This window comes from Trichococcus sp. K1Tr (genome assembly GCF_028309625.1).
Lineage (GTDB): Bacteria > Bacillota > Bacilli > Lactobacillales > Aerococcaceae > Trichococcus.
The window spans coordinates 315,821-328,514 of the sequence record NZ_JAQMHR010000001.1 but is presented as its reverse complement, the minus strand read 5'-3'; the positions used below and the strand labels follow the sequence as shown (position 1 = coordinate 328,514).

Here is a 12,694-nt window from a genome sequence, read left to right as displayed (position 1 = left end):
TAGGTTACAGACATATGGACGGAATATTACCTTTATGGAAAGAACGCGGCATGACAAGTCACGACTGCGTATTCAAACTTAGAAAAATACTGAAAACTAAAAAAGTGGGGCATACCGGTACACTGGATCCGGAAGTTGATGGCGTTTTGCCGATCTGCATCGGAAAAGCCACCAAAGTCGTCGAATTTTTGACTGACACGGACAAAGCTTACGAAGGGGAAATCACTATCGGTGTCGCCACAACGACTGAGGACAGCCAAGGCGAAACGATCGCGAAGGCGCCGGTTGCGCAAGACCTGTCTTTGGCTGAAATCGATGCTGCGATGGAAGCCATGGTTGGCGAAAGCATCCAAGTTCCTCCGATGTATTCCGCGGTCAAGGTGAACGGAAAAAGGCTGTACGAATACGCCCGCAAAGGTTTGACCGTCGAAAGGCCGCAAAGAAGCATCCACGTCATGAGTTTCGAGCGGATTTCAGAACCCGTCTATCATGCGGAAGAGCAAACAATGTCCTGGAGCTTCCGGGTAACTTGCGGAAAAGGGACCTATGTGCGGACCTTGGCTGTCGATTTGGGCGCATCATTGGGTTATCCGGCGTACATGTCCAGCCTGACGCGCACGATGAGCGGATCCTTCACGAAGGATGATTGCCTCACGCTGCAGCAAGTGGCTGAAGCAATGGCAAACAACGAAATTGACGCGCATCTGAAGCCGATAGACTCGGTATTCGAAACGTATCATCAGATTGCGCTTGACGATGAACTGTGGGATAAGGTGAAAAATGGTGCGGTTCTTCCTAAAGAGGGACCATTCGAAACCATGGAAGCCCCCGTTTTGTTCACCCACCAGGGCAAAATCGTGGCGATGTACGAACCGCATCCGACCAAATCCGGTTTCATCAAACCCAGAAAAATGTTCCTATCATAAACACCAAGGAGTTGCCTTAGCAATGGAAATAATGCATATACATCATCCCTATGACCAAAAACTGATACCGGACGAGCAAGTCGTGTTGGCGTTGGGATACTTTGACGGCGTCCATCGAGGACATCAAGAAGTGATTAAAAGGGCAAAGGAAATTGCCGAAAAGAAGAACCTCAAACTTGCCGTCATGAGCTTCAATCATCATCCGAGCATCGTTTTCCAGAAGATGAACCCGGAAACGATGCAGTACTTGTCGACCGTCAACCGCAAAGCCGAAATATTCGAAAGCTTGGGCGTTGATTATTTCTTCGTCATCTCATTCACATCTGCCTTTGCCTCTTTGAGACCGCAGGAATTTGTCGACCAATACATCAGCGGCCTACATGCTGCCGCAGTCGTTGCCGGTTTCGATTACACCTATGGGCCCAGAGAAATCGCGGATATGAAGCAATTGGTGAATTATGCAAAGGGCCGCTTCGAAGTCATCGAAGTTGCCGAATTGAAGAACGAAGCCGAAAAAATCAGCTCCACGCATATCCGGGAAGCATTAGCCGAGGGAAATATGGAAAAAGCGAATGCATACTTAGGCTATATCTATCAGATCGACGGCACGGTCATCCATGGCGATGCGCGAGGCAGACTATTGGGTTTCCCGACTGCCAATATCCAGACCGAAAAACACACACGCTTGCCTAGGAACGGCGTATACATCGTGAGCATCAGAGTGAACGGAACCTGGTACCGCGGCACGGCTTCAATCGGCCACAACATCACTTTTGAAGCTGGCCGCGATAAAACCGTGGAAGTATATATACTGGACTTCGATAAAATGATCTACGGTGAGGATGTAACTGTCAGATGGCATCATTTTATCCGCAGCGAAATCAAATTTTCAGGCGTCGACCAACTGATCGCGCAGCTTAAAAGTGATGAAGCAGATACAATCGCCTATTTTGAGGAACACCCATTGGATGAGGTGACACTCTAAATGGCAGCGGCTTATTTGCACATCCCTTTCTGCGAACACATCTGTTTCTATTGCGATTTCAACAAAGTGTTCTTGGAAGGCCAGCCGGTCGATGAATATGTGGATGCATTGATAAAGGAAATGCAGCTGTCGAAGCAGCGACATCCCAAAGAAGAAATCAGCACGTTCTATATCGGCGGCGGCACACCAACGACATTGAATGAGCGCCAGCTGGAGAAGCTTTTGAACGGAATCCGAACCACTTATTCCTTGCCGAAAGGCGCCGAGTTCACGATGGAAGCCAATCCCGAAAGTATTTCTTTCGAGAAGCTGAAGATCATGCGTGATTATGGGGTCAACCGTTTGAGCATGGGGGTCCAATCATTCAATAACGACATCCTGAAAAAAATCGGCCGCATCCATACAGCCGAGCAAGTGTACACTTCTGTGGCCGATGCCCGCAGAGCCGGATTCGAAAACATGACCATCGATCTGATCTTCCGCCTGCCGAACCAAACGATGGCCGATTTTGAAGACAGTCTGAAAAAAGCCTTGGAATTGGATTTGCCGCATTACTCGATCTACGCTTTGATCCTCGAGAATAAAACGGTTTTCTACAACTTGATGCGTCAGGGGAAACTGCCGTTGCCTTCGGAAGACACAGAGGCCGATATGTACGCCCTTGCCATCGAGACGATGTCAAAAAACGGCAGGAATCAATACGAAATCTCCAACTTTGCGTTGCCGGGCTATGAATCCCAGCACAATCTCACTTATTGGAAAAATGAGTCCTATTTCGGTTTCGGGGCAGGTGCCCACGGCTATATCGATGGGATCCGCTACCACAATCATGGACCGATCCAGCAGTATCTGGCGCCATTGCGCGAAAATAATCTGCCGATCATCCGGCAACAGCGGTTGTCGAAACAGGAACAGATGGAAGAAGAAATGATTCTGGGTCTGCGTACGATGGTTGGCGTCAGCCAAAAACATTTTGCCGATAAATTCCAGACTCCGCTGTTGGACCAGTATGCTGCCGTCATCGCGGATTTGGTTGCGGACGGATTGCTGCTGGTCGATGGCGACAGGATCCGCTTGACCCAAAGAGGTGTTTTCCTCGGCAATGAAGTATTCCGTTCTTTCTTGATGTGAAATGCGTTCGATGCCAGTGGGGTGCCGATAATGTTATGAAAAATGATTGTATTCCGTTGACAAAGCCTGTAACCCGTGATAAATTTATTTATGGTTAGCACTCATTATGGTCAAGTGCTAAAGTGAGGTGAAAATCTTGTTAACAGAAAGACAGTTGCTAATTTTGGATTTAATTGTCAGGCATTACATCGAATTCGAGGAGCCGATCGGTTCGAAGACGCTTCTTAAGGAATCAGCTTTGTCCTTGAGTTCCGCCACGATCCGTAACGAAATGATGCGGATCGAAGAACTGGGCTTCCTGGAAAAAATGCATTCTTCATCCGGCAGGATACCGTCCATCCAAGGCTACCGTTACTATGTCGATCAACTTTTGGGCAAAGAAAGCGAAGAAGTCGCTGACGACGTCAAACAGACGATCAAGCATGGTTTTCAGAATCCTTACCGGGAAGTGCAGCAGGTCGTCGAAAAATCAGCTGAAATGCTGTCCTTTTTGACGAATTATACCGCTTTGGCGATCGGCCCCGAAACAAAGGACAGCCGATTGACGGGATTCCGATTGGTCGCACTCAATGAAGGCCATGTGATGGCCATCTTGGTGACTGATAAAGGGCATGTGGAAAATCAGATTTTTTCTGTTTCGCCAGGCTTCTCAGCCTCTGAGATAGAAAAAATCGTCAACATCTTCAATCAGGAACTTGTAGGCCGCACGCTGCAGGAAGTATTCATCAAACTGCAAACGGACATTCCGGTGATTATCCGGAAGTACGTCGATGCAAAAATCGATTTCACAGCGATCTTCAATGACATCGTGGCGAAGTTGGAGCATGACCGCTTCCATGTAGGCGGCAGCATGAACCTCCTGAACCATTTGGATGCGACGATGGACAAGAATAAAGTCAAAGCCATTTTAAGCATGCTGAATGGGTCTCCGGACATCCATGCGCTTTTTTCTAACCCCAACGATGGCGTCGGCGTCAAGATCGGAACGGAATTGGACAATGAGCTGTTGCATAATTTTAGCCTGATCACGGCTACCTATGACACGGCCGGCAACGGTAAGGGCCTGATTGCATTACTGGGGCCAACCAATATGCCTTATCAAAAAATGATCAGTATCATGAAATTTATGCGTTACGAACTTTCTGATAGCTTGAATGATCTGAACAAATAAGCACGACAAAGGAGATTTTGAAGTGGACAATAACGAAGAATTAGTGGACCAGGAACAAGCGACCGTTGATACAACGGTTGTCGAGGGTCAAGAGACGGTTACGGAAGCAAGTGAGGTTGAAACCTTGAAAGCAACCTTGTCCGAAACGGAAGACCGCTTGTTGCGCCTGCAGGCTGAACTTGCCAATATCCAGAAGCGCAACGCGAAAGAAAGACAGGATGCGGCGAAATTCCGTTCCCAGTCATTGGCACAGGAATTGTTGCCGGTGATGGACAGTCTGGAGCGTGCATTAGCGATTGAAGTGGAAGATGAAAAATCTTTGAACCTGAAAAAAGGGTTGGAAATGGTCATGAACCTATTCACGGAAGCTTTCGCCAAAGAAGGGATTTCTCCAATCGATCCGATCGACCAGCCTTTCGATCCGAATTTCCATCAATCCATTCAAATGCAGCCGGCTGCTGAAGGTCAAGCGCCTGATACAGTCGTTGCGGTAGTCCAAAAAGGCTACACTTTGAAAGAACGCGTTTTAAGACCCGCAATGGTTATTGTGGCAGAATAATTTTATTGATAAACATAAAAATTTCTTATAGAGGGGAATAACATCATGAGCAAAATTATCGGTATTGACTTAGGTACAACAAACTCAGCTGTCGCTGTATTAGAAGGCGGAGAAGCTAAAATCATCCCAAATCCAGAGGGAAATCGCACGACACCATCAGTCGTTTCATTCAAGAATGGCGAAATCCAAGTGGGCGAGGTCGCAAAACGCCAAGCAGTGACAAACCCTAACACAATCAGCTCAATCAAACGCCATATGGGCGATGCTGGCTACAAAGTGGAAGTGGAAGGCAAAAGCTACACACCACAAGAAGTATCAGCGATGATCCTTCAATATCTGAAAGGCTACGCAGAAGACTACCTAGGCGAAAAAGTTGATAAAGCCGTTATTACAGTCCCTGCTTACTTCAACGATGCCCAGCGTCAAGCAACTAAAGATGCCGGAAGAATTGCCGGTCTGGAAGTAGAGCGTATCGTCAACGAGCCGACTGCTGCAGCTTTGGCATACGGTTTGGACAAAACGGAAAAAGACGAAAAAATCCTTGTATTCGACTTGGGCGGCGGTACATTCGACGTTTCCATCCTTGAATTGGGCGATGGCGTATTCGACGTATTGAGTACAGCCGGCGACAACAAATTAGGCGGAGATGACTTCGACAACAAAATCATCGACTACTTGGTTGCGGAATTCAAGAAAGAAAACGGAATCGATCTTTCCAACGACAAAATGGCGAAACAACGTCTGAAGGACGCTGCTGAAAAAGCCAAAAAAGATCTATCAGGCGTAACTTCAACACAAATCAGCTTGCCGTTCATCACTGCCGGCGATGCAGGTCCATTGCACATGGAATTGACGCTTACCCGCGCTAAATTCGATGAAATCACGTATGACTTGGTTGAACGTACAAAAGGTCCTGTACGCCAAGCTTTGAAGGATGCAGGTCTGTCCACTTCCGAAATCGATGAAATCATCCTTGTCGGCGGTTCAACACGTATCCCTGCAGTCATCGAAGCAGTCCGTAAAGAAGCAGGCAAAGAGCCGAACAAATCCGTTAACCCGGATGAAGTAGTCGCAATGGGCGCTGCTATCCAAGGCGGAGTCATCTCCGGTGACGTTAAAGACATCGTATTATTGGACGTAACACCTTTATCATTAGGTATCGAAACAATGGGTGGCGTGTTCACTAAATTGATCGACCGCAATACGACAATCCCTACTAGCAAATCACAAGTCTTCTCGACTGCAGCCGACAACCAGCCAGCTGTTGATGTGCATGTCCTGCAAGGTGAGCGTCCGATGGCAAACGACAACAAAACATTGGGTCGTTTCCAATTGACGGATATTCCATCAGCTCCTCGTGGTGTTCCGCAAATCGAAGTATCATTCGATATCGACAAAAACGGTATCGTCAATGTTCGCGCGAAAGACTTGGGAACTCAAAAGGAACAAACAATCACCATCAAATCCTCTTCCGGTCTGACTGACGAAGAAATCGAAAAAATGGTGAAAGATGCAGAAGCTAACGCTGAAGCAGACAAATTGCGCAAAGAAGAAGTTGAATTGCGCAACGAAGTGGATCAATTGATCTTCCAGACTGACAAAACATTGAAAGAGCTTGACGGAAAAGTCGACGCTGATGAAGTGAAGAAAGCTGAAGAAGCTAGAGACGAACTGAAAGCAGCAGTCGAAGCAAATGATTTGGAACAGATGAAAACGAAGCGTGATGCTTTGAATGAGCTTGTCCAAAACCTGACTGTCAAACTTTATGAGCAAGCTGCTCAAGCGCAACAACAAGAAGGCGCGCATGATACAGCAACTGACGACGGTGTCGTTGATGCCGATTTTGAAGAAGTAGACGACAAATAGTCAACTCTAACGAGAGGAAGCCAACGCATAACTGCATTGGCTTCTCTCACTGTATAGAGATAAAATGTTCAGATGAAGCCAATCAATGGAGGCGAAACAATGGCGAAAAGAGATTATTACGATGTCTTGGGTGTGTCGAAGGATGCCACAGACGATGAGATAAAAAAAGCTTACCGGAAACTTTCCAAGAAGTTCCACCCGGATATCAACAAAGAAGCGGGCGCAGAGGACAAATTCAAGGAGCTTGCTGAGGCTTATGAAGTCTTGAGTGACGGCAATAAACGCGCGGCCTATGACCAATACGGCCATGCCAGCACCGATCCCAACTTCGGCGCAGGCGGCGGTTATGGTGGCGGCGGCTTCGGCGGTTTCTCAGGCGGTTTTGAAGATATCTTTGATTCCTTTTTCGGCGGCGGAGGCGGTCGCGGCAGGAATCCGAATGCCCCCCGTCAAGGTTCTGATCTACAGTACCGTATCCACCTTACATTCGAAGAAGCGATTTTCGGTAAGAAAGAAACCATCCGTTACAAACGGGATGAAGAATGCAAAACCTGCAGTGGATCCGGAGCAAAACCGGGCACGCAACCGAAAACATGCTCGAAATGTCATGGTTCAGGAGCGGTCGGTGTCGAAAGGAATACGCCTTTCGGCCGCGTAATGACGCAAGCGGTCTGTGATGTCTGCGGCGGAACAGGCAAGGAAATCACGGATAAATGTACAACGTGCCACGGACGTGGGCATGTCGAAACTGACCACTCTGTGGCAGTCACCATCCCTCCAGGCGTCGACGATGGGCAACAGATGCGCTTGAACGGCCAAGGCGAAGTCGGCAGCAATGGCGGCCCGTATGGCGATCTCTATGTCGTTTTCCAAGTGGAACCAAGCGATATTTTCGATCGCGAAGGGACAGAGATCCATTACACGCTTCCAATCAGCTTCGCCCAAGCAGCTTTGGGTGATGAGATTGAAGTGCCGACCGTGCACGGAAAAGTCAAGCTGAAGATTCCTGCCGGGACACAAACGGGCACGAATTTCCGCCTGAAAGGCAAAGGGGCGCCACGCTTGCGTGGAACCGGAAATGGTGATCAGCACGTCAAAGTGACTGTCGTCACACCGAAGAACCTTAGCGAGAAGCAAAGAGAGGCAATCCGCGCATTCGCAGCAGCAGGCGGCGATACGTTGGTGGAAGATGACGCCAATTTTTTTGATAAAGTAAAGGACGCCTTCAAAAATAAAAAATAAGTTTGCTGAATGAACCGATGCGTTGGAAACAACACAGCATCGGTTCTTTTTTTGTCCCTAGACTATTCTGTTAGAGTTTTTGTAACTAACATGAGGGCAAACAACACTTTTTTTATAGAAAAAGAGTAAATATTCGCTAATTTCGGTATGTAAGGGGTTACATTTCGGGGAAATAGGATTATAATGGAATTATCAAATAAAAGAGGTGACTTAAATGGCTACTATAGAATCGTTCAATAGATCCGAATTAAAGAAGTCCAACCCATTACTTACGAAATTCCGGACAACGGTCGAAACAGCTTTTTATGGCAAAAACATGCAGGAAGTCACGGACATGGCGGAAGCCTATGAACTCGCGCTGAATGCTGCAGGTGTGGTCGTGACCGACCTGCCTGTGCTCCATGCAAAAGAATTGGGCTTGCCGGAGGATGCCAAGGTCCTTGTCGAGAACGGCGGCAGAATCATCGGCCGTACTGCCCGCGCCAAACGGATCATCGGAGAGAACAAAGGAGAAGACGAAATACTTGAAGGCATCATCATGGATGTCATTTATAAAAACAGACTGCGCCATTATTATAAAGCGACAGGGTATGTAGGCTTGGATAAAGATTTCATCATCAAAGCGCACATCGCCTTTCCCGAAGGAAACGAAAACAATCTTTACTCCTGGTTATTGAACTTCCAGTGGAATAGCCCGGAATATCAGGAAATGTATGCACATTCGAAAGCTTACAACGAAGGCGATATCTACATCTACACGGATCCAGACTGGCGCCATCCGGATTATCCGCTCGGTGTGGCTATCTTCGAGCCCGATAAAAACGTGGCCTGTATCCTCGGAATGCAGTATTTCGGTGAATTCAAAAAGGGTACACTGACGCTTGCTTGGGGAACCGGTCATCGCAATGGCTTTGTTGCTTGCCATGGTGGCCAAAAACATTTCCGCCTGCCTGATGGCGGTTCGTATGTCGCTTCCTTCTTCGGACTTTCGGGGTCAGGCAAATCGACTTTGACCCATTCGAAACACGACAACAAATATGAAGTGAAAGTGCTGCATGACGATGCCTTCCTGATCGATTTGACGGATGGCTCATCCATCGCGCTGGAACCTTCCTATTTCGATAAAACCCAGGATTATCCCGCCGATCACCCTGAACAGAACTATTTCGTTACTGTCCAGAATGTGGGAGTGACAAAGGATAACGACGGCAAAATTGTGCTGGTCACCGAAGATATCCGAAACGGCAACGGACGTACAGTCAAATCACGCTATTCCACGCCGAACCGCGTTGATAAGTTCGAAGAACCGATCAATGCTGTCTACTGGATCATGAAGGACGATGCCTTGCCGCCTTTGGTGAAGGTGGATGATGCGGTCTTGGCGGCAACTTTCGGCACGACGCTGGCCACGAAACGCACGACTGCGGAAACGCTGAAGAAAGGTGAATCGACCGACACACTGGTCATCGAGCCATTCGCAAATCCGTTCCGGGTCTATCCATTGGTGGAGGATTATGACGGTTTCAAAGAACTGTTGGCTCACGAAGAAGTGGACTGCTACATCATCAATACCGGATTTTTCATGGGTAAAAAAATACCGAAGGAAGTGTCCTTGGGCGTTATCGAAAGTGTCGTTGAAGGGACAGCATCATTCGTGCCATTCGGTACTGCACCGCATCTCAGCTATCTGCCGGTGGAAGGCTTCAATCCCGATTTTGAAGACAAAGACTATACGAAGTTGGTGAGAAGACGCATGCAGCTGCGGGAAGATTTCTTGGAAGAATTCAATGCTGCCCACCCGAGTATGCCGCTGCCTGATGAATCCATCCAAGCGTTGCAAAATATCATTGATGCTTTTTAAATTTCAATGGGAAAGAATCCGGTGGGGAGACTCCGGATTCTTTTTTCGCTTATTATCCAAACAAAAGCGAGAAAGACTTGCCAATCTGAGTCGGCGTCTTGTCATAAATGCTTTAGATTGGTATAATTTTCAAGTGAACGAATGGACGTCAGAGAAAGTGAGCAACGATAATGAACTTAGAAGAGATGAAACAACGACAAAAAAGGATCAGAAATTTTTCCATCATTGCCCATATTGACCATGGGAAATCCACATTGGCGGATAGAATTCTCCAGATGACTGATACAGTCGCCGATCGTGATATGCAAGCACAATTATTGGATTCCATGGACCTCGAAAGAGAACGAGGCATCACCATAAAACTTAACGCCGTCGAATTGACTTACAGGGCCGAAGACGGAGAAGATTACATCTTCCACCTGATCGACACACCGGGACACGTCGACTTTACGTATGAAGTATCCCGCAGTTTGGCAGCTTGCGAAGGGGCTATTCTGGTAGTGGATGCTGCGCAAGGGGTCGAAGCCCAAACCCTCGCCAACGTTTATTTGGCTTTGGACAATAACCTGGAAATCGTGCCTGTCATCAACAAAATCGATTTGCCTGCCGCAGATCCTGAACGCGTCAGGGCTGAAGTTGAGGATGTCATCGGGATCGATGCCAGCGATGCGGTTTTGGCGAGCGCGAAAATCGGCTTGGGTATCCCTGAGTTGCTGGAACAAATCGTCGCAAAAATCCCGGCTCCGGAAGGTGATCTGGAAGCACCTTTGCAAGCCTTGGTTTTTGACTCGATCTATGACCCATACCGGGGAGTCGTACTGAATATCCGGATCAAAAATGGTGTGGTCCGCCCAGGCGACATGATCAGATTCATGGCTAACGGCAAAGAGTATGAAGTCATCGAAGTAGGGATTTTCTCCCCGAAACCGATCAAGCGCGACTTTTTGATGGTCGGGGACGTCGGCTATTTGACTGCCGGCATCAAAACGATCCAAGATACACAGGTCGGCGACACGGTTACGTTGGCGAACAATCCTGCCAGCGAAGCTTTGGCCGGCTACCGCAAAATGAACCCGATGGTGTACTGCGGTATCTATCCAGTTGATGCATCGGACTTCAATGACTTGCGCGAAGCTTTGGAAAAACTGCAATTGAACGATGCTTCCCTGCAGTTCGAGGCGGAATCTTCGCAAGCACTCGGCTTCGGTTTCCGTACCGGATTTTTGGGCATGCTGCACATGGACGTCATCCAGGAACGGATCGAGCGCGAATTCGATCTGGATATCATCACGACGGCTCCATCGGTTATTTATCGCGTCAATAAAACCGATGGCGAATTTTTGGAGATCGACAACCCTTCGGAAATGCCCGATGCGACAACCATCGAAAGCATCGAAGAACCGTATGTCAAAGCAAGCATAATGGTGCCTAACGATTATGTCGGTGCCGTCATGGATATCGCCCAGAAGAAACGCGGCAATTTCATCACGATGGATTATTTGGATGATTTCCGCGTCAATGTCGTCTATGAAATGCCCCTGTCAGAAATCATCTTTGATTTCTTCGACAGATTGAAATCAAGCACGAAGGGTTACGCTTCCCTTGATTATGAATTGATCGGCTACCGTCCAAGCAAACTGGTCAAGATGGATATCCTCTTGAACGGGGAAGCTGTCGATGCCTTGAGTTTGATCGTGCATCGCGATTTCGCCTATGCCCGCGGAAAGATCATCACAGAAAAACTGCGCGGATTGATTCCACGCCAACAGTTCGAAGTTCCGATCCAAGCGACGATCGGCAACAAAATCCTGGCACGGACTACCATCAAAGCATTGCGCAAAAACGTCCTGGCTAAATGTTACGGCGGAGATATTTCCCGTAAGCGCAAATTGCTGGATAAACAAAAAGAAGGCAAGAAGCGCATGAAGCAAGTCGGATCCGTCGAGGTCCCTCAAGAAGCCTTCATGGCCGTTCTGAAGATGGATGAGGACTAACCCAAAAGGGAGTCTGCAGATTCTTTGGAATAAATACAATTAGAGAACGTACCTGGATAAGCATACAATCCAGGTACGTTCTTTTTCAATTGAGAATTTGTAGCTCTAATTGAGAATGACGCTTATTCTGTTCGGCATGCTTCCGTCTCTGATAAAGCAAGAATTCGTCTAATATTACATTTCCAATGACAGCCACCTGAAGGGCAGGCAACTTTTTGAATCGGGAATCTCTATGTATTCAAAGGTTTTTGGATGGCGAAATCCACTCTTTCCAAAAATGAAAAAATAATTATAGTTCTCAAGTGTTAAAACTTGACCGTTAATGACGGATTCTATATAGTTATTGATAGGGATTATTCTAAAATAATTATTCTAATTGGAGGAATTGAAATGTCATTAATCGGAAAAGAAATAGTGGAATTTAAAGCGAATGCTTATCACAAAGGTGAATTTATTGAAGTTTCATCGGAAGACCTGAAAGGAAAATGGAGCATCGTCTGTTTTTACCCTGCGGACTTCACTTTCGTTTGCCCGACTGAATTGGAAGATCTTCAAGACCAATATCCAACTTTGCAAGGATTGGGAGTAGAGGTTTATTCCGTATCAACCGATACACACTTCACGCATAAAGCATGGCACGACCATTCACCAGCCATCGGAAAAATCGAATACACCATGATCGGAGATCCATCGCATGCGATTTCAATCGGATTTGATGTCTTGGACGAAGAAGGCTTGGCACAACGCGGAACATTCATCATCGATCCGGACGGCATCGTGCAGGCAGTGGAGATCAATGCTGACGGCATCGGCCGTGACGCAAGCGGTTTGATCGACAAAATCCGTGCAGGCCAATATGTCCGCACCCATCCAGGCGAAGTTTGCCCTGCGAAATGGAAAGAAGGCGCGGAAACATTGAAACCTAGCTTGGACTTGGTAGGTAAAATTTAAGGAGGCTT

General features: G+C 47.4%; 10 protein-coding genes. All 10 read left to right on the top strand.

Going from position 1 to position 12,694, the window contains the following annotated elements; translation table 11 throughout:
• The first annotated feature begins 14 nt into the window (after window positions 1-14).
• Window positions 15-926 (top strand): tRNA pseudouridine(55) synthase TruB, encoded by a 912-nt coding sequence (gene truB, locus PH235_RS01510; protein WP_272160717.1) that lies wholly within the window; start codon window positions 15-17, stop codon window positions 924-926.
• Between the two features lie 22 nt (window positions 927-948).
• Window positions 949-1,911, top strand: a complete 963-nt coding sequence (gene ribF, locus PH235_RS01505) for a riboflavin biosynthesis protein RibF (protein WP_272160716.1) — start codon at window positions 949-951, stop codon at window positions 1,909-1,911.
• Window positions 1,912-3,042: a radical SAM family heme chaperone HemW gene (gene hemW, locus PH235_RS01500; RefSeq protein ID WP_272160715.1), complete on the top strand. Its 1,131-nt coding sequence runs from the start codon at window positions 1,912-1,914 to the stop codon at window positions 3,040-3,042.
• Between the two features lie 136 nt (window positions 3,043-3,178).
• Window positions 3,179-4,213: a heat-inducible transcriptional repressor HrcA gene (hrcA, locus tag PH235_RS01495; RefSeq protein ID WP_272160714.1), complete on the top strand. Its 1,035-nt coding sequence runs from the start codon at window positions 3,179-3,181 to the stop codon at window positions 4,211-4,213.
• A gap of 22 nt (window positions 4,214-4,235) precedes the next feature.
• Window positions 4,236-4,772, top strand: coding sequence for a nucleotide exchange factor GrpE (grpE, locus tag PH235_RS01490; protein ID WP_272160713.1), 537 nt, complete (start codon window positions 4,236-4,238; stop codon window positions 4,770-4,772).
• Window positions 4,773-4,817: 45 nt separating this feature from the next.
• The gene (dnaK, locus tag PH235_RS01485; RefSeq protein ID WP_272160712.1) at window positions 4,818-6,638 is read left to right on the top strand and encodes a molecular chaperone DnaK; all 1,821 of its coding nucleotides are present in this window, start codon (window positions 4,818-4,820) and stop codon (window positions 6,636-6,638) included.
• A gap of 99 nt (window positions 6,639-6,737) precedes the next feature.
• Window positions 6,738-7,880, top strand: coding sequence for a molecular chaperone DnaJ (dnaJ, locus tag PH235_RS01480; RefSeq protein WP_272160711.1), 1,143 nt, complete (start codon window positions 6,738-6,740; stop codon window positions 7,878-7,880).
• A 214-nt stretch (window positions 7,881-8,094) separates the two neighbouring features.
• Entirely contained in the window at window positions 8,095-9,741 is a 1,647-nt protein-coding gene (locus tag PH235_RS01475) for a phosphoenolpyruvate carboxykinase (ATP) (RefSeq protein ID WP_272160710.1), read from the top strand.
• A gap of 170 nt (window positions 9,742-9,911) precedes the next feature.
• A complete protein-coding gene (gene lepA, locus PH235_RS01470) occupies window positions 9,912-11,735 on the top strand; it encodes a translation elongation factor 4 (RefSeq protein ID WP_107995341.1) in 1,824 nt (607 codons plus the stop codon).
• A gap of 390 nt (window positions 11,736-12,125) precedes the next feature.
• Window positions 12,126-12,686, top strand: coding sequence for an alkyl hydroperoxide reductase subunit C (gene ahpC / locus PH235_RS01465; protein WP_272160709.1), 561 nt, complete (start codon window positions 12,126-12,128; stop codon window positions 12,684-12,686).
• Window positions 12,687-12,694 lie beyond the last annotated feature (8 nt).

Bases quoted from the DNA above. Each gene is read 5' to 3' on its own strand.
- PH235_RS01475 (WP_272160710.1), top strand. From the start codon at position 8,095: ATGGCTACTATAGAATCGTTCAATAGATCCGAATTAAAGAAGTCCAAC.
- dnaJ (WP_272160711.1), top strand. From the start codon at position 6,738: ATGGCGAAAAGAGATTATTACGATGTCTTGGGTGTGTCGAAGGATGCC.
- ahpC (WP_272160709.1), top strand. From the start codon at position 12,126: ATGTCATTAATCGGAAAAGAAATAGTGGAATTTAAAGCGAATGCTTAT.
- ribF (WP_272160716.1), top strand. From the start codon at position 949: ATGGAAATAATGCATATACATCATCCCTATGACCAAAAACTGATACCG.
- lepA (WP_107995341.1), top strand. From the start codon at position 9,912: ATGAACTTAGAAGAGATGAAACAACGACAAAAAAGGATCAGAAATTTT.
- dnaK (WP_272160712.1), top strand. From the start codon at position 4,818: ATGAGCAAAATTATCGGTATTGACTTAGGTACAACAAACTCAGCTGTC.
- truB (WP_272160717.1), top strand. From the start codon at position 15: ATGGACGGAATATTACCTTTATGGAAAGAACGCGGCATGACAAGTCAC.
- hemW (WP_272160715.1), top strand. From the start codon at position 1,912: ATGGCAGCGGCTTATTTGCACATCCCTTTCTGCGAACACATCTGTTTC.